The organism is Yersinia aldovae ATCC 35236 (genome assembly GCF_000173735.1).
In the GTDB taxonomy this organism is placed as follows: Bacteria; Pseudomonadota; Gammaproteobacteria; order Enterobacterales; family Enterobacteriaceae; genus Yersinia; species Yersinia aldovae.
In genome coordinates this window covers 1-24,323 of the sequence record NZ_ACCB01000048.1, presented here as the reverse complement: position 1 = coordinate 24,323, position 24,323 = coordinate 1, and the positions used below count along the sequence as shown (strand labels likewise).

Sequence of the window (24,323 nt, the reverse complement as noted above, 5' to 3'; positions counted from 1 at the left end):
ATATCAGCGCGTTCTCGGGTCCAGCACACGAACCAGTAAGTCCGTCACATTGTTAATCAGAATAAAGCACATCCCAAGCAGCAAGGTTCCGCCCATAATCGCGGTGGTATCCCCGGCGAACAGCGCGCTGGTCAGGTAGCGGCCAATCCCCGGCCAGGCAAAGACGGTTTCGGTGAGCACTGCCCCTTCCAACATGCTGGTATAAGCCAACGCGATAACTGTCAGCAAGGTGCCACGGATGTTCGGTAACACATGTATCAGCAGAATCCGCATCTCCCCTGCGCCTTTGGCGCGCGCCAGCGTGATGTACTCTTTATTCAGTTCACTCAGGCAGGCCGAACGGGTCAGGCGAGTGATGCTGGCGAGCGCATAGTAAGAGAGCAGGGCGACCGGCAAGATCAAATGGGCCAAGGCATTACTAAATGCGCCAGCATCGCCGGAACGCAAAGTGTCTATCAGGGCGAACCCGGTTTTTGCTTCCACGGTGTATTGATAGATATCGTCCAGACGGCCAGGGCCAGGGCTCCATTGCAAACGTGCATAAAACAGTAGCAGTAGCAGCAGACCAAGCCAGAAGATCGGTACGGAGTTACCTAGCAACGTGATAAAGCGGATAGTGGCATCCAGCTTGCTACCGGCCCAGCGGGCGCATAACAAGCCGAGGATAACCCCCAGAGCGGCACCTATCACCAGCGATAATGTAGCCAGTTCCAGTGTTGCCGGGAAAACGGCCAGTAGCTCGTGTAGAACCGGCTGGCCACTGGCACTGGCTATACCTAAATCGCCATGAGCCAACCGCAGCAGATAGTCCCAGAACTGCACTGGCAAGGGCTTATCCAGCCCTAGTTGATGCCTTACCTGCTGATATGTTGCTTCACTGGCGTGATCGCCCACCACTTGCAGCACCCGGTCCACCGGCGATAAGGCCGACAGGAAAAAGGTGATAACCAGCAGACCGAATAAGGTCAGGGCCAGGGTCAATAATCCCTGTAAAAAGCCCCAAAGACGACGCCGGGATTGGGCATCCGGCGTTTGATTTAGTGCGACAGACATCGACTAGCAACTCACTATTTCACAAATAAATTTATCAATATATCAACCAGCTATGCCCAAGAACTTGGCGTTACAGGTAGGCGGCAAGTGAACGAGTCCCGATGAGCTTATTCAAGTAGGTCAACTACAAGTAAGTGATTCGGGTGACAAATCGGTCAGGAACCGATTTGAACGCTGCTTGCAGCGGCCTCGCAGAGGCGAGGCCCATGGACGGGCCGAGTAACAAACGCAGCTAACAACCCTGTAACTTCAAGTACGCAGGGAATAGGTTATTTGCTGACACGGTCATAATAGACCATATCGGCATTCAAACCTTGCTGATAGCCTTTTACATTATCTCGCAGTACAACTTGTGCTTTAGCTTGATCTATAAAGATATAAGGCGAGCTTTGTTGTAACTGTTGCTGCAACTGGGTGTAACGCTCAGTTCGCTTAGCAGGGTCTGTTTCTGCAACTGCCGCCAAAGTCTGTTTATTCAGTTCAGGGATAACCCAGCCATTTAAACTGGCAACGGTGCTGCCTTTGCCATCATTGTAGGCAAAAGTGCTGGCGTTGGAGTGTGCGTCGAAATAATCCGGTATCCATAGACGGATAGCGGACTGATGCTGTTTAGCACGTACCCGGCCGTAGATCTGACTGCCCGCCGCTGGCAGCAACACCAGTTTCACGCCACCCTGTGCAAAGCTTGCCTGCAACGATTGGGCGATGGTGATGAACGGAGGTTTATTCTCGACATCCAGTGTCAGCGAGGCATCCTTGATACCGGCTTTTGCCAGGATCTCTTTGGCTTTAGCGGGATCAAAAGTAAACGGGTTGTTTTCCAGCGCGCCCGGTAAACCGACCGGTAAGAAGCTCTGATGAACGAAATACTGTCCTTTTAACAGATCTTTAGTAATTCCCTGATAATCAACCAGATAGCGGGCTGCTTCCCACAATGCCGGGTTGCTTAACAATGGGTTTGCTGCATTGGCGGTGTTAAATACCAGATAGTTTTGCTCCGCCGATGGGATCTCAACTACGTTAACGCCAGCCTGATTTTTCAGCGCTGCGGTCTGATCTGGCCCTAATTCACGCGCGATGTCAGCATCACCTTGCTGAATCAGCAGGCGGCGGGCGCTTGGGTCCGGTACGTTTTTAATAATGACATTTTTAACCAGCGGCTTATTACCCGGTGAGGTGAGGTTGGCATCCAGTACGATAGCCTGATGCGGCTGATATACCCGCATTTTGAATGGGCCACTGCCAGCGGAATTCATCTTCAACCAGGCATTGCCGTAGTCGTCTGCTTTAACATGGGCGGTAACGGCTTTCTTATCAACAATTGAGGCAATTGGTGTTGATAAGATATTTAGCGCCACTGCCGGGCTGACATCCGCACTCCAACTCAGTAGCACAGTATCGTTATCGAGTTTCTTCAGATGTTGGTCGATATTGCTGGCATCCCAACCTAACACGTTGAGGATAAAGGCCGGTGAACGGTTCATTTTGACCGCTCGGGTATAGGAGTAAATCACGTCATCGGCCTGCACCGGATTACCGGAAGAAAACACCGCTTTTGGCCGCAATTTAACGGTTAACGTTTTGGCAGCGGCATCGCCTTGCCAGCTTTCTGCCAGAGCCGGCACTACTTTGGCTGGATTATCACGATCAGCTTGGACTAAGCGTTGATACAGGCTGGGTACGGTCTGAATACTAGAAAGCTCGTTACTTTCTGCCGGGTCAAGACTGACAATATCATCCAGGGATTGCACTACTACTAGTGTATCCGGTGGCGTTCCTGCTAATGCGCTACCAGATAGTGCTGCCAAAACCAATAATGACAGAATTTTTGCTTTCATTGAAACTCCCCGAGATAGATTATGCCATCATATTTTTTAGCATAGACAGCACATATTGATCGTTAACATTCGCCGGAAATTGTTGTTTTTTAGACTGTTTGCCGCATTTTCTCACAATAGTAGCTTTGCTGTCTGTGGTCAAAGTCTCAAGGGTTATTTGTTATAACAATTAGTGATAAAGCGATATTAAAAAAATAATAAACATGAGCTGATTTAGATAAGGGGCTGAAGCATTACCACGGATGAGGTCAGTCAATATTTGTTAAACACTTCTCACACTGTGAATCGCGATCTGGTTATAATGAAACATCATTTCATTTTAATCTGAAAGGGAAGACCATGATTAGCGGAAATATTCACCATTTGGCATTGTTGCCTTATCTGCCGGTGCAATTAAAAGAAGCTATTGAATATGTAAAAAGTCACATCACTGCCGAAACCCCGCTGGGTAAACATGATATTGATGGAAACAATCTGTTTGTACTGATTTCCAATGACAGTACCGATTATCTGGAAAATCGCCGTGCGGAATATCACGCTAAATATCTGGATATTCAGATTGTTTTGGCGGGCGTCGAGGGGATGACGTTCAGTAACTTACCTGCCGGTAAGCCCGATACTGACTGGTTGGCAGACAAAGATATTGCCTTCTTACCGGCAGGTGTTGATGAGAAGCAACTTATAATGCAACCCGGTGATTTCGTGGTGTTTTACCCAGGTGAAGTGCATAAACCATTATGTGCAGTGGGCGAGCCGGCTAATGTGCGTAAAGCTGTTGTGAAGATATCTGTAAAATAAGCTATTTCACTTGTCAGCTTGAGCGTCGGGCAGTGCTCGCCGCCGTCACATACTCCGTGTATGCTCCGTTGGCTGCGCGCTGTCCGCACTCAATCTGCCTGCGCCAATAACGCTTATTGATTAGATGTGAAAATAATTAAAAGCCGACACATCAGATGATCGGCCCTGTTATGTTTAGTCTTGACCCAATGTCGCAACCATCACGGCTTTGATGGTGTGCAGGCGGTTTTCTGCCTGATCAAACACAATGCTGTGAGCCGATTCAAATACGTCGTCGGTCACTTCCATGCCGCCCGGTAAGTCATAGAGTTCTGCCATTTGTTTGCCGACAATTGTTTGGTCATCGTGGAATGCGGGCAAGCAATGCAGGAATTTAACCTGCGGGTTACCGGTCAGTTTCACCACCGCCATATTGACCTGATAGGGCTTGAGCAATGCCACCCGCTCGTGCCAGACTTCTTTCGGTTCACCCATCGAAACCCACACATCGGTATACAAGAAATCAGTCCCTTCTACGCCCTCGGCAATATCTTCGGTCAGCGTAATTTTAGCGCCGGTTTTTTTGGCCTGCGCCTGACAAGCGGCGACTAATTCGGCCTCTGGCCAGCAGGCTTTTGGTGCCACCAGGCGCAGATCCATCCCAACCAACGCCGCTGCTTCTAACATCGTGTTACCCATGTTATTGCGCGCATCACCCAGATAGGCAAATTTCATTTCACTCAAGGGCTTGTCCGGCAAGTGCTCCTGCATGGTCAATAAGTCTGCCAGTAATTGGGTTGGATGGAATTCATTGGTCAGACCATTCCATACCGGGACGCCGGCAAATTCGGCCAACGTTTCAACGATTTGCTGGCCGTGGCCGCGATATTGGATACCGTCATACATACGGCCTAATACTCTGGCGGTATCTTTAATTGATTCTTTATGCCCTATTTGACTTCCGCCTGGGCCGAGATAAGTTACGCGCGCACCTTGATCATATGCGGCAACTTCGAAAGAGCATCGAGTACGAGTCGAGTCTTTTTCGAAGATGAGCGCGATATTCTTGCCTGCCAATTTTTGTTGCTCACAGCCGGATTTCTTGGCCTGCTTCAATTGTGCCGCTAAATCCAGCAGGGCTGTTATCTCGGCAGGGGTAAAATCCAGTAACCTCAGAAAGTGACGTTTATAGAACTGACTCATAGATTCATCTCCAGGTAACTCAAATGGTCTATTTGAATTTAAATTCAATTTATACGTATAAATATTCAATTACAACCCCAATCAATAAATCTTTCTCGTTTATAGTGGAGGCAATAGCGTGGGTGTGGGAAAATAGCGCCATACTAAGCCCATTGACTGAGGATAAAGGCATGGCAAACCGCGAACTGCTGGACGAACAACGTGACGAAACCCGCCTGATTATCGAAGAACTGTTGGACGATGGCAGCGATCCCGATGCGCTGTACACCATTGAGCACCACCTTTCTGCCGAGAAGTTCGAAGTATTGGAAAAAGCCGCCGTTGAAGCTTTCAAACTAGGTTATGAAGTGACCGATGCCGAAGAGCTGGAAGTGGAAGATGGCTCTGTGGTTATGTGCTGTGACGTCATAAGCGAAGTGGCGTTGAATGCAGATATTATTGATGCGCAAGTTGAGCAACTGGTTGCACTGGCTGAAACTTGTGGCGTTAACTACGACGGTTGGGGCACTTACTATGAAGATCCTAACGCAGAAGATGATGAAGACGGCGAGTTCGACGACGAAGAGTTAGTGGACGAAGACGACGACGGTAAGCGCCACTAGATTCCTCTTCATCCTTGGTGCTACAGCTGTGTTAGCGGTACTCACGCACCCGAATCACTGACTTGAGTCAGCTCATCGGGATTTGCTCGTTTGCTGCCTTGCTGTAGCACCAATGACTTTGAGGAATCCCCTTTTTTCTTGGTGCTACAGCTGTGTTAGCGGTACTCACGCACCCGAATCACTGACTTGAGTCAGCTCATCGGGATTAATGAGCCTCGTCCCTGAGGCTCCCCCTCCGGGCAGCATAAATGCTGTTCAAATCGGTTCCCGACCGATTTTTTACTCGTTTGCTGCCTTGCTGTAACGGCAATGATTTTGGGTAATCTCTTTTGTATTTGAAGCTGTAGATTGTTTGCTAATACTATCAGGGCGCTTGATGCGCCCTCAGACTGCAGACAAAGTCAGATGAAGGGGAAACGTGCCGTTGGGGTCGTAGTCGCGTAAGCGACCGGAGCGCCCAGAGGTGCGGTCAACCCTTCACTCACAGTACTATAAAAGTGCTGTCAATAACCTCAGGATGCAATGCACTCTGAATAATCATAATGTTTTCAGCATCGTCACTTCGCAGTCCACATGGCCAGTATTGCCCATCGAACAGTCAATATGCTCAAAACCCAGTTTCTCATATAAGCCAATGGCGCTGGTCAGACTGGCGGTGGTTTCCAGATAGCAACGATTGAAGCCCTGTTGACGGGCAAACTCCAGCGCTTGTAACGCCAATTGTTTAGCCAACCCTTTACCGCGCAATATCGGCAGGAAATACATTTTCTGCAATTCACACAAAGACGCTTCACCACCCGACAAAGGTGCCACGCCACCGCCGCCTGCAATATTTCCGTCGACTTCAATCACCCAGTAAGCGCTGCGTGGCTGGCTGTACAGCTCATATAAGTGATCCAAATTGGGATCAGACACGGTATAGCCTTTATCGGCAGTCAAGCCGAACTCAGCCGAAACTTCCCGGATGACATTAGCGATAGCAAGGTTGTCTGCGGCGAGGATAGGGCGCACCAGCAGGCGGATAGGTGTGGCTGTGGTCATACTCTTTAAACCTAAAGGTAATAACTTAGTAATAATCTGTAATACCATCTATACCCGTCATACTTCAAGCTGTATGTGCGTTGGCCGCCTTCCTACAACTTGAATTATTTAGGCTATGACACTGAATTAATACAAAGATAAAAAAACAGCGGCTACCTAAATAGTCCGCTGTTTCTATTTTGCTGTTGAATCTCTGGTTAATTACAGTGCAGCGATAGTCGCTTGTTGCTCAATTAATTTCTGCTTAGCTTCAGCGCAGGCCGCCATTCTTTCACGCTCTTTGGCAACCACCGCTTCAGGCGCGCGCGCCACAAAGCCTTCGTTACCCAGCTTGCCTTCGATACGCTCAATCTCGGCTTCCAGTTTTGCGACTTCCTTCGCCAAACGATCCAGCTCAGTAGCTTTATCAATCAAGCCCGCCATTGGGATCAGCACTTCGGCACCTTCAACCAATTTAGTCACAGATACCGGCCCTTTCTCACAGTCAGCCAACAGGGTGAGAGAGGACAAGCGCGCCAGTGACTGAATGAAACTCTGGTTTTCCAGCACACGGCGCTGTGCTTCGGCATTGGCTCCACGCAGCATCACTTCCAGCGGTTTACCCGGTGCGATGTTCATTTCCGCACGGATATTACGTACCGCAATGATGGTCTGCTTGATCCACTCCAAATCACTCAGCGCTTTCTCATCGACCTGATTAGCATCATATTCCGGGAAAGGCTGCAACATAATGGTGTCCGCAGTAATACCTTTCAGGGTTTTGACTCGCTGCCAGATAGTCTCTGTGATGTAAGGAATGATGGGGTGTGCCAGACGCAGCAGGGCCTCCAGAACTTCAATCAGAGTATGACGAGTTCCGCGCAGTTCAGCTTCAGAACCGCTGTTCATCACCGGCTTGGCCAGTTCCAGATACCAGTCACAGAACTGGTTCCAGGTAAATTCATACAGAATATTAGCGGCCAAATCGAAACGATAAGTGTCCATCGCTTCGCGGTAGGCTTTGATGGTCTGATTGAATTCCGCCAGAATCCAGCGGTCAGCCAGTGATAGCACCATTTCGCCGCCGTTCTGCCCGCAATCTTGTCCTTCAGTATTCATCAGTACGAAACGGCTGGCGTTCCACAGCTTATTACAGAAGTTACGATAGCCTTCCAGGCGTTTCATGTCCCAGTTGATATCACGGCCGGTAGAGGCCAGCGCTGCCAGCGTAAAGCGCAGGGCATCTGTGCCGTGCGGTTCAATACCGTTCGGGAACTGCTTCTCGGTGCGCTTGCGGATTTTTTCCGCCAACTGTGGCTGCATCATGTTACCGGTGCGTTTTTCCAGCAGTTCTTCCAGTGAGATACCGTCAACCATATCCAATGGGTCGATGACGTTACCTTTCGATTTGGACATTTTCTGCCCTTCGTCATCGCGAATAAGACCGGTCATATAGACGGTCTTAAACGGCACCTGCGGCTTACCATTTTCATCTTTCATAAAGTGCATGGTCATCATGATCATGCGGGCAATCCAGAAGAAAATAATGTCAAAGCCACTGACCACCACGCTGGTCGGGTGGAAGGTTTTCAACGCGTCGGTTTGCTCAGGCCAGCCCAATGTGGAGAAAGTCCACAGGCCAGAGGAGAACCAGGTATCCAGCACGTCTTCGTCTTGACGCAAGGCCACGTCTGCGCCCAGATTGTTTTCGCGGCGTACTTCAGCTTCATCGCGGCCGACGTACACTTTACCCTGCTCATCATACCAGGCCGGAATGCGGTGGCCCCACCACAGTTGGCGAGAGATACACCAGTCTTGGATATCGCGCATCCACGAGTAATACATGTTTTCGTACTGCTTCGGTACGAATTGAATTTCGCCGTTTTCGACCGCTTCAATGGCAACTTTAGCCAGCGGTGCTGTGCGAACATACCATTGGTCAGTCAGCATCGGCTCGATAACCACGCCGCCACGGTCGCCATAAGGCACAGTCAGGTCGTGGGCTTTGACTTCTTCCAGCAGGCCAAGTTTATCGAATTCAGCTACCACAGCTTTACGGGCAGCAAAACGTTCCAGACCCTGGAATTGTTCTGGGATTGCACCGCTGCACGCATCGGTAGCTTCACCGTTAGTATCAAACACTTCAGCTTCAGCACGGATATCACCGTCGAAAGTCAGAATGTTGATCATCGGCAGGGCGTGACGTTTACCGACTTCATAGTCATTAAAGTCGTGCGCTGGCGTGATTTTCACGCAACCAGTGCCTTTTTCCATGTCGGCATGTTCGTCACCGAGGATCGGAATACGGCGGCCCACCAGCGGTAGGATAATTTCTTTGCCGATCAGATCTTTATAACGCGGATCTTCCGGGTTTACTGCCACACCAGTGTCACCGAGCATGGTTTCCGGGCGCGTGGTGGCGACCACCAGATAATCTTTACCTTCGGCGGTTTTGGCACCATCGGCTAGCGGATAACGCAGATGCCACATGGAACCTTTGGATTCGCGGTTTTCTACTTCCAGATCAGAAATGGCGGTGCGCAGTTTTGGATCCCAATTCACCAGGCGCTTGCCACGGTAAATCAGATCTTCTTTGTGTAGGCGAACAAACACTTCTTTAACCGCGTTGGACAGGCCATCGTCCATAGTGAAACGCTCACGTTCCCAATCCACGGAGTTACCCAGACGGCGCATCTGGCGAGTGATGGTACCGCCTGACTCGCCTTTCCATTGCCAGATTTTATCGATAAACGCATCGCGGCCATAATCGTGGCGGGTTTTGCCTTCTTCTGCGGCAATCTTACGCTCAACCACCATTTGGGTTGCGATACCGGCATGGTCGGTACCCGCCTGCCAGAGGGTATTTTTGCCCTGCATGCGCTGGTAGCGAATCAAGGTATCCATGATGGTTTGTTGGAACGCATGGCCCATGTGCAGGCTGCCGGTGACGTTCGGCGGCGGGATCATGATGCAGTAACTTTCTTTGCTGGTATCGCCGTTCGGCTTGAAATAACCCTGTTTTTCCCAGTGTTCATACAGCGGCTGTTCGATTTCTTTCGGACTGTATGTTTTATCGAGGGACGGCTCAGTTTTGTCGATATTAGAAGGTGTGTTTTCCATTTTCTTTTTATTTCAATTAGTTGGCGGCGTTGCCGTAGTCAAGTGGAAGCCGACGCTGCGATAAGACTTATATCGGTCGCGCGCCAACTGTTTCAAATTTTCTTCGTAAGGGACGAAGTCTACCACTTCATGGAAAGCGGTGGCAAAACCTGCGAACTCTGGCAGCAGGCTGATCAGCAGGTCGCGGGGTGAATTACCGCGCCGTTCCGGCCAGGCAAGTTCGACTGGCGCGCCATATTTTGGCCCTTCACCGGCCAGATTGTGTGGCACAAATTGGTCTGGTGCTCGTTGCCACAGGGCTTCATCCAGCCGCTGAGCCTGTTCCTGACTTTCACAGGCGATTAGCACCCGTTTGCCCGCCCGCCAATGGACAGCTGCAACTTCGCAGGCCAACGCCTCATGAGCACGCAGCTCACCGGCGGGCGTGTCGTGTTCGAGCAGGTAGAAGGTGGCGTTTTTCATAGGTTCTCAGCACCCTTCGTCCTTGACGCCGCAGGGGTGTTGGCTGCACTCACTCACCCGAATCACTTACTTGTAGTTAACCTACTTGAATAAGCTCATCGGGATGAGTTCGTTTGCTGCCTACCTGCAACCCCAATGACCTTGGGTGTATATCAAATGGAATACATCAAACGATTAATCGTCGCCGTTTAGTCCTGCACGATTTAGCAGGAACTGAGACAACAACGCGACCGGACGGCCGGTTGCCCCTTTGTTCTTGCCTGAACGCCAGGCTGTACCGGCAATATCCAAATGCGCCCAGCTATATTTACGGGTAAAGCGCGACAAGAAGCAGCCTGCGGTAATGGCTCCACCCGCACGGCCACCAATATTGGCCATATCGGCAAAATTGGAATCCAGTTGCTCGGCGTATTCATCACCCAGCGGCAAGCGCCATGCACGGTCACCGGCTTGTTCGGATGCCCCGATAAGCTCGTGAGCCAATGGATTATGATTCGACATCAAACCGGTAATGTGATGGCCTAATGCCACCACACATGCGCCGGTCAGTGTCGCGATATCAATCACCAGTTCTGGATCAAAACGCTCAACGTAGGTCAGCGCATCGCACAGTACCAAACGGCCTTCCGCATCGGTATTGAGCACTTCGACTGTTTGGCCGGACATGGTGGTGAGGATATCACCTGGGCGATAAGCGCGGCCACCCGGCATGTTTTCACAACCCGCCAGTACGCCAATGACGTTTAGCGGCAATTGCAACTCAGCCACCACCCGCATCACACCATACACAGTGGCGGCACCGCACATGTCGTATTTCATCTCATCCATGCCTTCGGCAGGCTTGATGGAAATACCGCCGGAGTCGAAGGTCAAGCCTTTACCCACCAGCACAATTGGCTTGGCTGCCGGGTTCGGATTACCCTTATATTCTATCACTGACATCAATGATTCATTCTGCGAACCATGGCCTACTGCCAGATAAGAGTGCATTCCCAGCTCTTTCATCTGCTGTTCACCAATCACGCGGGTGACGATGTTAGTGCTAAATGCATCAGCCAACTGGCGCGCTTGCGAGGCCAGATAGGCGGCGTTACAAATATTTGGCGGCATGTTGCCCAAGTCTTTGGCCGCTTTGATACCGGATGCCACTGCCAGACCATGCTGGATGGCGCGCTCACCACTGGTCAGTTCGCGGCGGGTTGGCACGTTAAACACCATTTTACGCAACGGCCGACGCGGCTCGGTTTTATTGCTTTTAAGCTGATCGAAGGTATAAAGCGTCTCTTTCGCTGTTTCTACCGCCTGACGTACCTTCCAGTAAGTGTTGCGGCCTTTGACATGCAACTCAGTCAGGAAGCAAACGGCTTCCATTGAACCGGTGTCATTGAGGGTATTGATGGTCTTCTGGATCACTTGCTTGTATTGGCGCTCATCAAGCTCACGCTCTTTACCGCAGCCAATTAACAAGATGCGCTCGGAGAGAATATTCGGCACATGGTGCAGTAACAGCGTCTGCCCGACTTTGCCTTCAAGTTCACCACGGCGCAATAAAGCGCTGATGTAGCCATCACTAATTTTGTCGAGTTGTTCGGCAATGGGAGATAGACGACGAGGTTCGAAAACGCCGACTACAATACAGGCACTGCGCTGTTTTTCCGGGCTGCCGCTCTTTACACTGAACTCCATGCACTCTCCTGAATCTTAAAGACAAAGGCGGAAGCTACCGCTAGAATGTAGCGCTCCGCAACGATCTCTCTCCGTTGTGTTAACGACGTGTGTTAACCTTAACGGCATAAGTTGTTTTGTTTTGGCGACTATAAGCATGTTCCTATAGGTCACCTCAACGCTAGATGCTGTAATACTATTTTAGCTGTGAAGGTTGCCATATGATGAGAATAAATGGCGGATTAACGATGAAACTATCGATTTTCCTGCAAAAAGACAAGTTTTCACAGGCGTATTAGCGTGATCATCATTAGATATCTGGTACGGGAAACACTTAAGAGCCAAATTGCGATTCTGTTCATCCTGCTATTAATCTTCTTTAGTCAGAAGTTAGTAAGGATATTAGGTGCCGCAGTGGACGGTGAAATCCCGACAAACTTGGTTTTGTCCCTTTTGGGGCTTGGTGTGCCGGAAATGGCACAACTTATCCTGCCATTGAGCTTATTCCTTGGCTTGCTAATGACCTTGGGCAAATTGTATACGGAGAGTGAAATCACCGTGATGCATGCCTGCGGCATGGGCAAAAAATCGTTGATTATGGCGGCATTGGTTCTGGCTATCGTCACCTCTGCGTTGGCGGCGGTTAACACCATCTGGCTTGGCCCCTGGTCTTCTAAACATCAAGATGACGTGCTGAACGATGCACGAGCGAACCCAAGTCTGGCGGCGCTGGCAGGGGGGCAGTTTAAGTCCTCAACCGATGGCAATGCGGCTTTGTTTATCGGTAATGTGAATGGCAAAGAGTTCAACCGGGTATTTTTGGCACAATTGCGGCCAAACGGTAATCAGCGTCCTTCCGTTGTCGTGGCTGACCGTGGTCATATGACCGAGCGCCCGAATGGTTCGCAAGTGGTTGTGCTGAACAAAGGCACCCGTTATGAAGGCACTGCGTTGTTGCGCGATTTTCGCATCACTGATTTCGTCGATTATCAGGCGATCATCGGTCATCAGGAAGTGCAGCAGAACAACAACGTAGTCGAACAGATGACCATGAAACAACTGTGGAGCTCAGATGAACCCGAGGCTCGTGCCGAGTTTCATTGGCGTCTGACGCTCATCGTATCAGTGATCATTATGGCGCTGCTGGTGGTGCCATTGAGCGCGGTTAATCCGCGGCAAGGGCGCGTGCTGAGTATGCTGCCCGCCATGTTGTTGTATTTGATTTTCTTCCTGTTACAAAGCTCACTGCGCTCGAATGCTGGCAACGGCAAGCTGGACCCTCTGATCTGGATGTGGGCCGTCAATGGTACTTATCTGGCGATTGCGGTGATATTGAACCTGTGGGATGGCCTGCCGGCTCGTAAGTTCCGTGCGCGATTGAGAGGTGCTGCCTGATGTTTGGTGTATTAGACCGTTATATCGGACGGACTATCCTCAATACCATCCTGATGACGTTATTCATGCTGGTATCGCTGTCCGGTATCATCAAGTTTGTCGATCAGCTACGTAAAGTTGGGCAGGGCGATTATTCCGCCGCTTCTGCTGGTATGTATACCTTGCTAAGTATCCCTAAGGATATTGAGATCTTCTTCCCGATGGCAGCGCTATTAGGGGCTTTGCTCGGTTTGGGGACGTTAGCAACTCGCAGCGAACTGGTGGTGATGCAGGCATCGGGCTTTACCCGTATGCAGATCGCCGCCTCGGTGATGAAAACCGCTATTCCATTGGTGCTGTTAACAATGGCTATTGGCGAGTGGGTTGCACCGCAAGGCGAGCAGATGGCGCGTAACTTCCGTGCTCAACAGATGTACGGTGGTTCACTGCTATCGACCCAATCGGGGTTATGGGCGAAAGATGGCTCTGACTTTATCTATATCCAGCAGGTATCGGGTGACAACGAACTGACGGGCGTTAATATTTATCATTTCGATAAACAAGATCGCCTGCTTTCGGTACGTTACGCCGCAACTGCTACCTATGAAGATAACATTTGGCGTTTATCGCAGGTGGATGAGTCTGATCTAACCAATCCTAAGCAGGTGACTGGTTCACAGACATTGACCGGCGAGTGGCAGACCAACCTGACGCCAGAGAAGCTCGGGGTGGTTGCCATGAACCCGGATTCACTCTCTATTAGCGGATTGCACGATTACAGCAAATACCTGCGACAAAGTGGGCAGGAGTCGAGCCGTTACGAACTGAATATGTGGGGCAAGATATTTGCGCCATTCTCCGTTGCCGTAATGATGTTGATGGCGTTGTCATTCATTTTTGGCCCATTACGCAGTGTGCCAATGGGGGTTCGGGTGGTCACCGGAATCTTCTTTGGTTTTGTTTTCTACGTACTGGATCAAATCTTTGGCCCGCTTAGCTTGGTTTATAGCATCCCGCCGGTTATCGGCGCGCTGTTACCAAGTATACTTTTCCTCCTAATCAGTGTTTATTTGCTACTAAAACGGCGTTGATGGCGGTTTTTTCAACACTTAGACTAAACATGATGGGATAACAGTTGCATACGGACTTCGGGTAGGTATAATTCACCTCGTTCTCCGCATACTACTTCAGTGCCGAAGTGGCGAAATCGGTAGACGCAGTTGACTCAAAATCAACCGCCGCGAGGCATGCCGGTTCGATTCCGGCCTTCGGCACCATTAGTATGTAAAGAGACGTCTACGGACGTCTTTTTTTATGTCTAAAATCCAGTCCCCGCAAGGCTTTCCCTCTCTTTTCAGTCAACCGACGTCAATCTGACTTACCCCACATCAACCTGCTTGTGAGTAGACGCAGATCTGAAAGACAGATTTAGCCAGATCGATACCAATGACTTTTATCGAGTTCATGATGCAGTACCGCTGAAAAAAACACTCAGCATAAGTGTGGCAGGACTTACGCTGAGGGAGGGACATCCATCACATCACCAACAACATCTCTGTCACTTAAGAAATCATCCGTTTGTGCCAAAATAAACTGCTTTAAAAACTGTTCAATGCGAATATTCAGCTTAAATAGAGGTATGGTGACACCGTCTTGTTTTTCAAAATAGATCCTGGCTTTCGCTGTACTTACCGAATTTTTTAATGCGTCGAAGCGACCAAAATCGTTGAGATTTTTATCATTAACACTATCAGCCATTAATGCCATGAGCCGTTCTTTATCTAAACCAAGAGCATTAACAACCGCGCTTAATTGCGCATTTTCAGCGTTATCTTTGTAGATGTTAATGTAGTCTCTAAAAGTATGGCCTTCAATTAACTGCGCATCACCGCGCTGCAAGTCGTGCAAAAAGAGCTTGGCGTACTTTTGCTCGCTTTGGGTGAGCGATGCAAACGACTTGTGCAGCTCATTTAATGTGGTTTCAATGCTCGCAGGGTCTTGGTGTTGGTTCAGCTCTTTTAAAAATTTATCAAAGCGGCTGTTCATATAGTCGGCATCGATTTTGCCGGTATCTATTTCAGTTAAATAACCACTGATATCAAAAGGCACATTGCCGCCACCTGCGCCACTGCTATCACCTTTGGCGACTAACTCTTTGTAACGCAGAACCAGGCTCAGGTAAGTTTGTTCATCTATAGCCAGCGTTACCTCATGTTCCACATCATTTTCAGTAGGGGAATAGACCGACTGTTCCCAATGTAAACCTTGCACTTTAGCCGCTTCCAGGTGTTGGCTAAAGGTGTTAAATAATTTGGCGAATTGGGCACAGGTTTGTATATCGTCTGGCAGTTTTTCAAAGTTCTCAACACCCGCACTGACGAACAGCTCGGTAATGTCCGCGACTAATTCATTTATGGCTTTAAGATTGCCTTCTAACTTGTCAACAAATAAGCCGATAGGTCTGTCGCCGGAATAGAGTTTTACCGCATCGTTAATATACTGCTCCATGGTGTGTGGATAACGATAATAACGGATGATGCCGTGAGGTTTGTCGGGGCCAAACAAGCGATTAGTGCGCGAGAACGCTTGAATAATATTTTGGTATTTAATCACCTTGTCTAAATACAAGGTATTAAGCCATTTAGAGTCAAAGCCAGTGAGCATTTGATCCACTACAATCAGTAAATCTAATTGCTTTGAAGGCTCGGTATGAATGCGCTCGTAGGGCTTTTTATGGGCAAGGCGTGCCGCTAAATCTTTTTTAAAGGCCGCGTGGCGGGCAAAATCAAAATCCTGGCCGTAACGCGCGTTATAGTCGGCCATAATTTCGTCCAGACCATCGCCTTTAAAGGTGGGGCTTCGGTCGCCACTGCCGTCGTTATCAATATTTGGATCAAACAGGGCAGATATTTTAAGTTCAGGTTTGGCGGCTTTTAAACGGCGGTAATAGTCAATGGCTTCGGCAATGCTGTTAGTGGCCAAAATGGCGTGAAACTTATTGGCCTGGCTGAGCACATCCCACTCAGCCAGAATATCTTCTACTACCTTTTCTTGATGCTCTGCAGTGAGATATTGCTCTTTTGGCACATAATCTTCTATGCCTTTGATATATTTACCTGTTGCATCTTTATGGCCAGCCATTGGCACATCATTCATAAAATAATTAAATTTTTTCTTTTTGGCAGCCGTAGACATTGCATCTGCAACCGAATCGGCCTTAGCCTGTTCAAGGGCGACGGCCTGGCGTAAACCTTTATCTTTAAAGGTACAGATTTTGTAAGGGTCAAAGCCCAGTACGTTACCATCGCGTATACCGTCGGCAATGCTGTAGCGATGCAACTCATTGCCAAAAACATCGGCGGTCGTGTTGTTATTGACATGATTTTCATCATGGATCGGCGTGCCGGTAAAACCAAAAAAGAGTGCCTTGGGGAAGGTTTTTTTAATCCTTACCAACATACCTTCTTTATTTTCTTTGCCTCCACTCATCGTCGAGCGGTGTGCTTCATCAATAATAAACACCAAGCGCTTAGCGCGGATTTTTTCTATATCGGCCGAATTTGTTGCTGTTTCCTCATCATCAACTTCTTCAAAAATATTACTCATTTTTTGAATAGAGCTAACAATTAACGTATCGGCAGTTGCACTGCTTTTTAATTTGGTAATGAGTACATGAGTATTTACGGTGGCTTGAACGTCTTCGTCATCGCCAGCAAAATTGCGGTATTCCGTGAGCGACTGAGTACCCAGCTCAATCCTGTCCATTAAAAAAATCACTTTATCGGCATCTTTCGATTGCGCAATCAACTGCGCCGATTTAAAGCTGGTCATGGTTTTACCCGAACCGGTGGTATGCCACACATAACCCCCGAGGCGATCGGGGTTATTGGCCGCGATACCCAGTTGCCGCCAGTTGGTTTTGGCCACTTTGTCAGATATCGCATTGGCGGCGTAATACTGATAACTGCGCATCACCTTAAGCACGCCGTCGGTATCGTCGGCGACGGTATAAAAGCCAATCAACTGGTGTGCCATGGGGATAGAAAGCAAGGTCGAGGCGATGTCTTTCCAGTGGTTCATGGGTTCGTTATTAAAATCGGCCCAGTTAAATTGATAATCGGGGTTAAACTTGCCGTCTAGCCCGGGGTTGGCAAAGTATTTAGCCTCATTTGGCTCCATGGCCACAAACACTTGGATAAGCGAAAACAGGCCACTAAATACCCCCTCTTTACTGTATTTTTCAATTTGGTTTACGGCTTGGCTAACCGGAGTGCCGCTGCGCTTTAGCTCCACATGGATCACCGGCATACCGTTGATCAGTAATAGCACATCACCACGGCGGTCATTGCGCAAAGGGCTGCCACGTTCAAATTTAGGCTGCTGCACAATTTGGTAACGGCTTTGGCCAGCGGCGATTTCCTGGCGATCATATATTTTTAAGCTGACTTCTTTGCCTATATGTAAGGTATCGGCTGGGTTATCGCGCTTAATCGCCACCGTTTTGCCGTTAATTAAACCGTTGAGCTTGAGCGGGGTTTTAAGTTCTTTGATTTGCTCAATAATTTGCTGCATTTCCGTCAGGGTTAACGGCACATCGTTTAAGCGATCCCGCTGGCGATTATTTTCAAATAAAATGGACGCCCAATTTTGCAGTAAATCCGCTTCGGTTTTATTTTTGAGTATCTCTGTTTCCCAGCCCTTATGGGTGAGTACCTCAATAAAGGCCTGCTCAAATTGCGCTTCGGTTTTAAAGGTGGTCATGAACACTCCCTATATAAACATTTTACTTAAACAGGCCTGCTTGATGTTATTGAGTTTGGTGATTTGCTGTTGGTGCTGGTTGATTAGGGCATCGAGCTTTTGGAAATAGTTGCCTACTTTTTCCTGTTCAGAAAGGCATGGAATGCTAACTTTTATATCCATAACTTTCGTTTTTGATATATTGTAACGAGATATACCTTGAGCCAAAAATACAATTTTTTCTCTAAATGAATTTGACCGCAGCATGTATGCTAAGTAATAACTATCAAATTGTTGTTTTGGTCTATAGCCAAAACAAAAGCTATTTAGATATACATTTTTAATTTCGCTCATCCAAATAGAAGACATTCCGACTTCTTCGGGCGTCTCTGAGGAAGTAGTAAAAAAAACGTCGCCTTTCTTGACTTCGTTTTGATTTGTATCGATCTCTATCGGTTCAACTGAATTTTCATTTGAAATCGCATTTGAAAATACATTTAGGTACGTAACAAATCGACCTTGGCCATGCCCAAAATCATCCTTAGTTTTACCTGACAATCCAGTAAATGTGTCGCCAATCTCTCCCAATTTCGCTTCCTCCCACTCCCCATTAAACCCTTTAAAGCGGATTTCTGGGATGGTTTCGCCTTGTTTGGGGAACATTTTTTCAAGCATGGATTTTTTGATATTTCTGAGTTTGTCATGCTTTTGTTGGTGTTGATTGATCAACGCGTCTAGCTTTTGGAAGTAGTTGCCTATTTGGGTTTGTTCTTCGTCGTAGCACGTATTTATCGGTGTTGCTTTCGCTTGTTCAATTGTGTAATGCGCAATCGTTCCTGTATGAGAAATACCTTTAATGTGTTTTTTGAAAGGTGCGCTAAAGAAAAAGGTATATAGAAAATATCCATTGAACTTTTTATTGTTCTTTAGCCAAAGCAAGTCAGCATCCTTGAAATATAAAGGATCATCGTTCGGAACTAGGTAAGGAATACCAATCGAGCCACCGCCAGTTATAAGTAGATCATCTTTTGTTACCTTACCAATTTTCTCAGAGAGATCGTTGTAAACCTCGTGGGAAATATAGGCTTTAGTGTTTTCCTGTCCTTTGTAAATAGATACAACATCGCTTGTTCTAAAAAATGGCACGCCTGCTTCAGTCCATTGCTCTTTATGAACTCGCGCGGCAGATCTAATATCTATTAATTCACCTAGATTATTTTCAACCCACTCCCCACCAAACCCTTTAAACCGAATTTCTGGCACCTTGCTATCCATACTCATCTTATTCGCCCTTCAATAAGCGGGTGAGCTCATTCAAGCCCTGCATATCAAATTCATTACCGGTGAGCTCGCTCATCATTTGCGCCAGTTGTTGCTCGGTGGTCTTTATCTCATTGGCTACTTGCGAGTAAGTAACGGCGTATTTATCAGCAAGGGCTTGCACTTGGCTAGTCAGTTGGCTAATCACGGCGTTTGGCATAGCAGCGAGTTCAGTGCTTAATGGCGCAATCCATTTAAGGTGCAGCAGGTTGTTCACTTGTTCATCAGTTAAGGCTTCGATGGTCGTTTTGGTTTTTAAGTGCAGGGCAGTGGCGGCATCTTTGACGGTTTTTTTCTAGGGTTTTTTCTTCATCGATTAATTTGTTCACGCGAATAATTTTGGCTTCATAGCTGTCTTCGGCAAATTTAGTTTTGGCATCTTTTTGCTCTTTCAAGAAGACTTTGGCTGCCTTACCGACTTCGGCATTGGCAAAGCCGTCCTGGCTTTCTTTGACCGTATCTTGTTCTTTTTCTTCTTCGGTTAGGGATTCTAAAATTTCTTCCAGCATGCTGGCGATTTCTGCCAGGCGGGTTTCTTGAGCTGCCAGAGCTTGTAAGTCATCACTTAAGTCAGTTTGTTGCACTAAATCAAACGGCAGTATGTGGCCTTTCCAGCCGTCTTGCACTTCAGTGTCATGGCCATTTTTTTTCTTTATAACAATATTGGCATCAACTTGTTTGGTGGCGGCAAAGCCTTCGGTTTGCATCATTTCTAAATCGGCGCTGATAAGTTGCCATTGGTTGTTTAGAAATTGGTAAGCCTGGTATTTGTCGATTAGGGCAATGGGGGCTAAGCGAGCAAATAGCTCGGTACTTAATACCGCCTCTTGTTGATTACGCTTTAGGCTTTGCCAGTTTTGTATTAACTGGGTGTTTAGATAGTTATCAAAGCCATTAAAGGCTTGGTTGTAGGTTCTGATAAACGCTAACACTTGTGGGTGCCCACTAATGCTGGCGTTGACGTCTTGTTTGGCAATGGCCAGCTCACTGTAAGCGGCGGATTTTGGTGTAAACAGAGAATCGTGTAATTGTGGGAAAGCTTGCCAAAAATGATGTAGCTCAGCAATTTCGCTGTTGGGGATGCCGCCGAGCATAGTGGCGTGTAAATCCCAGCTTGGTGCCGCCGCAGAGGAATCGACATAGCGCGGTATGTTGAGATTGTAGCCGTTGTCGCGCAGGGTTTGTTTGCTCACCCGTTGCGAGAACTTGTCGATACTTTCGCGGTTAATCACCGCATCAGTAATGCGCTTGATATCACTGGCTTGCAGTTTGTTGTTTTTGCCTTCTTTCATAAAGTGCTTGGAGGCATCGACCACCAATACATCGGTGTTTTGGCGTTTTTGCTTGAGTACCAAAATCACTGTGGGAATGCCGGTGCCAAAAAAGATATTGGCTGGTAAACCGATAACAGTATCAATATGATTCTGTTCAATAAGTTGCTTGCGAATTTGACCTTCTTCACCGCCACGGAACAAGACACCATGGGGCAGAACAATGGCCATAATGCCATCGGGTTTTAGGTGGTAGAGGTCGTGCAGCAAAAAAGCAAAATCGGCTTTGGTTTTAGGTGCCAGGCCAAAACGTGAATAGCGTGGATCGCTGTCTTTAAAGCTGGGGTCCCAGTTTTGTGAGTAAGGCGGGTTGGACACCACGGCATCGACATGCAACGCGTAATATGATCCTAGTGGATCGCTATCATCAAAATACGGCCAATCTTCTTCCAGGGTGTCGCCATTACGGGTTTTAATGTTGCTGGCTTTGATACCGCGCATGATGAGGTTCATACGGGTTAGGTTGTAGGTATTGGCTTTTAACTCTTGCGCGAAATAGGTGATGCTGTCTTTGTTTTTAGCGTATTGCTCGAACGCCTCACCGATATTGATCAGCAACGAACCCGAGCCGGAGGTCGGGTCGTAAATTTTGATAGTATTCTTGTGTTTTAACTCGTGGGCGATGATGTTCGACATGAGTACCGAGACTTCATGAGGCGTGTAAAACTCACCGGCTTTTTTACCTGCATTGGCGGCAAATTTCTCAAGCAGGTATTCGTAAATGTAGCCCAGTACGTCATACCCTTGATTACCATTCATGGGGATGCTTTTGATCAGGTGCAGTAAGTCGCTGATGGCTTTGGTGCGTTTGCCAGCACTTTCACCCAGTTTGCTTAAACCTGTTTCTAAGGTGGTAAAAATGCCTTCAAACAGTTTTTTGTAAGTTGGCGAAATCAAACGGCTAAAGGCTGAGAGCGCATCGCGTACGTTAGATTCATCAAAGTCGGATGTGGAATCAACCCAGGTAGAAAACAGATTGTCGTAGGCAATAAAGTAGCCTAGGTTGTCTTGCACGTATTTAACGGTGTCGACGTCTTCTTCATTGAGGGCTTTGATATCTTCGGGCGTCATACCCTGTTTGGTGACAAACTGCACCAGTTGGTCGCTTAGGTACTTGTAGAAGATAAAGCCGAGTATGTAATCTTTGTATTCGTTGGCTTCAATTTTAGAACGCATCTGGTTAGCGGATTCCCAGATTTTTGCCGCAAGCTGTTGTTTATTCACTATAAGTCCTGTTAAAAGCAATTCTTTTTTGGAAAGGGCTATTTTAAGGTTTTGATTGTACGTTTGATAAGAGCGTCTTGCTAGCGGCAAGGCTTTACGAGTCTGGGTAAATGAGGAGTCTACAGTCTCGATTCCTGCCAAGACACCGCGCCCTGAGTCGGCAGGCGATAGCCTTGTTCAGGCTGGCAGAAATATTAATCCCCCAGCCGCCCTGACCGGCACCTATTCCTATCCCCAATGAACCGCCGCTGCTTTTGTTACTGCCGTCCAGCGTTTGGCTCTCTTGTGTTGATTGCAATATCACATCGCGATTGGCCGTCAGACTGGTGTCTTTGCCCGCCTGTAACTGGCTGCCCTGCACCACAATATCACCATCCACCCCTTTCACGCCGTTACCGGTGGCGGTGATATTCAGGTTATTACCGGCGGTCAGTGTGCTGCCCTGATGGGTGGTTTGATTGACGGTTTGTTCTAATTTTGACGACTGGCTGCCATAAGACAGGCTCACGCCAATGGCGTTTTGGTCACTGGCATTCACTGCGGCCAGTTGCCCACCTTGTACCGCCTGAACACCACTCAATGCCGCTTTCACACCTTGCAGCGCAGCCAACCGGCCATTGCTCTCTTCACTGGCGGCTTTGGCGGTGGTACCTTGTACTCTCGGGTGACCAGTTCGCCGCTCTGCTCGTTTTTGCCCGTGGAAGCTATCCGCACCGCACCCGCCACGGAGGAAGCTGCATGAATATCACCTTGCCCCCCGAACCGATCCCGGAGCTGATACTGACAGGCGGCACGTTGGCCACATTGGGATTTATCGGCGGCGACTGGCTCACTGAGCCCAGTATTACTGATGCTGAAAAGCGGGAAAATGGGCGATTTAGGTCTTAGATGCATTCACCCCAGCTAAGACCGGGGTGGATAAACGTTATTCTGTCAAACTATTACAAAAAATCATGATGCTGTTTAAATCTGTACGCCACTCTGAAATTTTATGACCGTCTTCAGTATGAGTAACTCTTGGAGTTATAAAATCATTGATTTTCTCGATGGTAAAGGAGGGGTGCTCCTCGAGGAAAAGTACTTTATTTTGCAAAAAAACAATATCATCTTGAAAATACATCACCCAAACAAAAATAAAATTTGTTTGTTTAGGGTCATACATTGAAACTGCTAATGCGGCATGGTTTTTACTACGCAAACCCTTTTCAATAGATGCTAGCCAACTGCGCTTGTAGTCTTTCAACTCCCAATACGACAAGGGCAATTGTAAGGGTTCCCAAAAATCATCAATAACAATCTTGGCTGCTTGAACTAACTCGCCATCCATTTCTAGCGGTTCATTTTCAGGGAAAATTCCGAACATAAATTAATCCTTAATCCTATTTAGATTGCTATCATAAGTACCAATCCTTTCACCTTTACGGTCAAACATTTTCCAGCCATTAGTAACATTATGACTATCAACATCAGGGGTTATATAATTTTTCCCATCGAAATAAACAGGCTGTCCATGTGAGTTAAATGGTGCTTTTTGCGGTGAAATCCTGCGATCAAATCCTAAATTTTTTGCAGCTTCCTGAGCCTCTTTTCCTTTCAGCGCGAGATATGCCAAATCATCTTTATTCTGTTCAGGGATCGGCGTTACCGTGCTATTCCCACCCACATCAGGCTTACCATCAGTACTCCCGGTATTACTGGCACCATTCTCACCACTTTTATCTGGTGTCACCAACGCCGTTCCCTTGTTTTGATCGGGCGCAGGATTTACCAGCTTACCGCCTGTGGGATCACCAACTGGAGTAGGGAACCCCGTGATTAAACCCTTACCATTTTTTAATTCTTCGTAGGCTGCTCGCTCGGAAGGTGACAGTTTATCTATTTGTTCCTGATCACCTGACATTGCAGCCAGCATAACATTGGTTTTCTGTACGCCAGAAAGTTCTTCAATCGCCGATGTGGCAACACCAACACCGATGAGAGCACCAAACCCAAGATCTATGACCGCTTTGCTACAAACGGCTATCTCTGCACAAGCGGCTGCACCGGTACGCAAGATAGCAAGGTTATTATTCTCCACCGCATTCTTCCCAGCCTGCGCTCCGGCAACCGCGTCAGCGGTGCTATTACCCACCACGCCACCCGCTAGCCCTGCCGCCAGTGTACCCAGCGCGCTGATAGTTTGTCGCTGCTCTTCTGTTAGGTCTTCACGATTAATCCCCGGATACATCTTCTGGGCGATATACTCACCCATCACTGCACCCGAAGCGCCTGCCAGTACACTGTTCCCATTAATCTGCGCCACTACCGCACCCAATACCGCATGGGCCATCAGGTTGGCTTCAGTATTCACCTTACCCGTGACCGGATCGGTAGTCATATTGTGAATGACTTCAGCCAGATAAGGTGCAGAGGCTCCCGCCAGCGCTTTCGACATATCTCCGCCAGCCAAGCCTTGTACGGCGGCTGTCGCGGCCTGAATACCTTGTTGCAGTGCGCTGCCGGTGCCGTATTTCTGCATTTCGGCTTTGTATTCGGGTGTTTCGCGCAAGGCTTCCACATTGCCTTGCAAGGTCGGATTGGCCTGCAGCGCCGCG

Annotated in this window: 19 protein-coding genes and 1 tRNA gene; 5 read left to right on the top strand and 15 right to left on the bottom strand. The window is 48.2% G+C overall.

Annotated features, from left to right (window positions below):
* Positions 1-3: 3 nt before the first annotated feature.
* Both YALDO0001_RS17055 and YALDO0001_RS17050 read right to left on the bottom strand, forming a co-directional pair.
* Positions 4-1,053, bottom strand: coding sequence for an ABC transporter permease (locus YALDO0001_RS17055; protein ID WP_004704899.1), 1,050 nt, complete (start codon positions 1,051-1,053; stop codon positions 4-6).
* Between the two features lie 269 nt (positions 1,054-1,322).
* Positions 1,323-2,891, bottom strand: coding sequence for an ABC transporter substrate-binding protein (locus YALDO0001_RS17050; protein WP_004704897.1), 1,569 nt, complete (start codon positions 2,889-2,891; stop codon positions 1,323-1,325).
* A gap of 339 nt (positions 2,892-3,230) precedes the next feature.
* Here YALDO0001_RS17050 and YALDO0001_RS17045 point away from each other — a divergent pair, with 339 nt between their 5' ends.
* A complete protein-coding gene (locus YALDO0001_RS17045) occupies positions 3,231-3,689 on the top strand; it encodes a NanQ anomerase/TabA/YiaL family protein (protein WP_004704893.1) in 459 nt (152 codons plus the stop codon).
* Between the two features lie 174 nt (positions 3,690-3,863).
* Here YALDO0001_RS17045 and argF read toward each other — a convergent pair whose 3' ends face one another.
* On the bottom strand, positions 3,864-4,871 hold the full coding sequence (gene argF, locus YALDO0001_RS17040) for an ornithine carbamoyltransferase (RefSeq protein WP_004704891.1): 1,008 nt from the start codon (positions 4,869-4,871) through the stop codon (positions 3,864-3,866).
* Positions 4,872-5,041: 170 nt separating this feature from the next.
* On the opposite strand from argF, the gene rraB reads away from it, so the two are divergent.
* Positions 5,042-5,473 (top strand): ribonuclease E inhibitor RraB, encoded by a 432-nt coding sequence (gene rraB, locus YALDO0001_RS17035; RefSeq protein WP_042548650.1) that lies wholly within the window; start codon positions 5,042-5,044, stop codon positions 5,471-5,473.
* Positions 5,474-6,010: 537 nt separating this feature from the next.
* Here the strand turns inward: rraB and YALDO0001_RS17030 are convergent.
* The 4 genes from YALDO0001_RS17030 to pepA form a co-directional block, all read right to left on the bottom strand.
* Positions 6,011-6,514, bottom strand: a complete 504-nt coding sequence (locus YALDO0001_RS17030) for a GNAT family N-acetyltransferase (RefSeq protein WP_042840397.1) — start codon at positions 6,512-6,514, stop codon at positions 6,011-6,013.
* A gap of 201 nt (positions 6,515-6,715) precedes the next feature.
* A complete protein-coding gene (locus YALDO0001_RS17025) occupies positions 6,716-9,613 on the bottom strand; it encodes a valine--tRNA ligase (protein WP_004704885.1) in 2,898 nt (965 codons plus the stop codon).
* Between the two features lie 12 nt (positions 9,614-9,625).
* Entirely contained in the window at positions 9,626-10,075 is a 450-nt protein-coding gene (locus tag YALDO0001_RS17020; RefSeq protein WP_004704882.1) for a DNA polymerase III subunit chi, read from the bottom strand.
* 174 nt (positions 10,076-10,249) lie between these two features.
* On the bottom strand, positions 10,250-11,761 hold the full coding sequence (gene pepA / locus YALDO0001_RS17015) for a leucyl aminopeptidase (RefSeq protein WP_004704880.1): 1,512 nt from the start codon (positions 11,759-11,761) through the stop codon (positions 10,250-10,252).
* Between the two features lie 279 nt (positions 11,762-12,040).
* Between pepA and lptF the strand changes: the two genes are divergently transcribed.
* From lptF to YALDO0001_RS17000, 3 genes are all read left to right on the top strand, one after another.
* Positions 12,041-13,135 (top strand): LPS export ABC transporter permease LptF, encoded by a 1,095-nt coding sequence (gene lptF, locus YALDO0001_RS17010; RefSeq protein WP_004704877.1) that lies wholly within the window; start codon positions 12,041-12,043, stop codon positions 13,133-13,135.
* Complete coding sequence (gene lptG, locus YALDO0001_RS17005; RefSeq protein ID WP_042840385.1) at positions 13,135-14,205, top strand: LPS export ABC transporter permease LptG; 1,071 nt, start codon at positions 13,135-13,137, stop codon at positions 14,203-14,205. The genes lptF and lptG overlap by 1 nt, the downstream gene beginning before the upstream one ends.
* 101 nt (positions 14,206-14,306) lie before the next feature.
* Positions 14,307-14,391, top strand: a tRNA-Leu gene (locus YALDO0001_RS17000).
* A gap of 235 nt (positions 14,392-14,626) precedes the next feature.
* Here the strand turns inward: YALDO0001_RS17000 and YALDO0001_RS16995 are convergent.
* The 8 genes from YALDO0001_RS16995 to YALDO0001_RS22225 all read right to left on the bottom strand — a co-directional run.
* On the bottom strand, positions 14,627-17,875 hold the full coding sequence (locus tag YALDO0001_RS16995; protein WP_004704874.1) for a type I restriction endonuclease subunit R: 3,249 nt from the start codon (positions 17,873-17,875) through the stop codon (positions 14,627-14,629).
* Positions 17,876-17,884: 9 nt separating this feature from the next.
* The gene (locus YALDO0001_RS16990; protein WP_004704873.1) at positions 17,885-19,135 is read right to left on the bottom strand and encodes a restriction endonuclease subunit S; all 1,251 of its coding nucleotides are present in this window, start codon (positions 19,133-19,135) and stop codon (positions 17,885-17,887) included.
* Between the two features lies 1 nt (position 19,136).
* Positions 19,137-19,391 carry a hypothetical protein gene (locus YALDO0001_RS22055; RefSeq protein ID WP_004704870.1) on the bottom strand — a complete coding sequence of 85 codons (255 nt, stop codon included), beginning with the start codon at positions 19,389-19,391 and terminating at the stop codon, positions 19,137-19,139.
* A 7-nt stretch (positions 19,392-19,398) separates the two neighbouring features.
* On the bottom strand, positions 19,399-21,870 hold the full coding sequence (locus tag YALDO0001_RS16985; RefSeq protein WP_252830404.1) for a type I restriction-modification system subunit M: 2,472 nt from the start codon (positions 21,868-21,870) through the stop codon (positions 19,399-19,401).
* Complete coding sequence (locus YALDO0001_RS16980; protein WP_004704867.1) at positions 21,824-22,339, bottom strand: hemagglutinin repeat-containing protein; 516 nt, start codon at positions 22,337-22,339, stop codon at positions 21,824-21,826. Before YALDO0001_RS16980 ends, YALDO0001_RS16985 begins: the two co-directional genes overlap by 47 nt.
* Positions 22,318-22,623 carry a hypothetical protein gene (locus tag YALDO0001_RS21380; protein WP_156172358.1) on the bottom strand — a complete coding sequence of 102 codons (306 nt, stop codon included), beginning with the start codon at positions 22,621-22,623 and terminating at the stop codon, positions 22,318-22,320. The genes YALDO0001_RS16980 and YALDO0001_RS21380 overlap by 22 nt, the downstream gene beginning before the upstream one ends.
* A 31-nt stretch (positions 22,624-22,654) precedes the next feature.
* On the bottom strand, positions 22,655-23,092 hold the full coding sequence (locus YALDO0001_RS16975) for a hypothetical protein (protein ID WP_004704864.1): 438 nt from the start codon (positions 23,090-23,092) through the stop codon (positions 22,655-22,657).
* A 3-nt stretch (positions 23,093-23,095) separates the two neighbouring features.
* Positions 23,096-24,323, bottom strand: a 1,228-nt coding sequence (locus YALDO0001_RS22225) for a toxin C-terminal domain-containing protein (RefSeq protein WP_217283967.1), incomplete at its 5' end; no start/stop codon positions are given.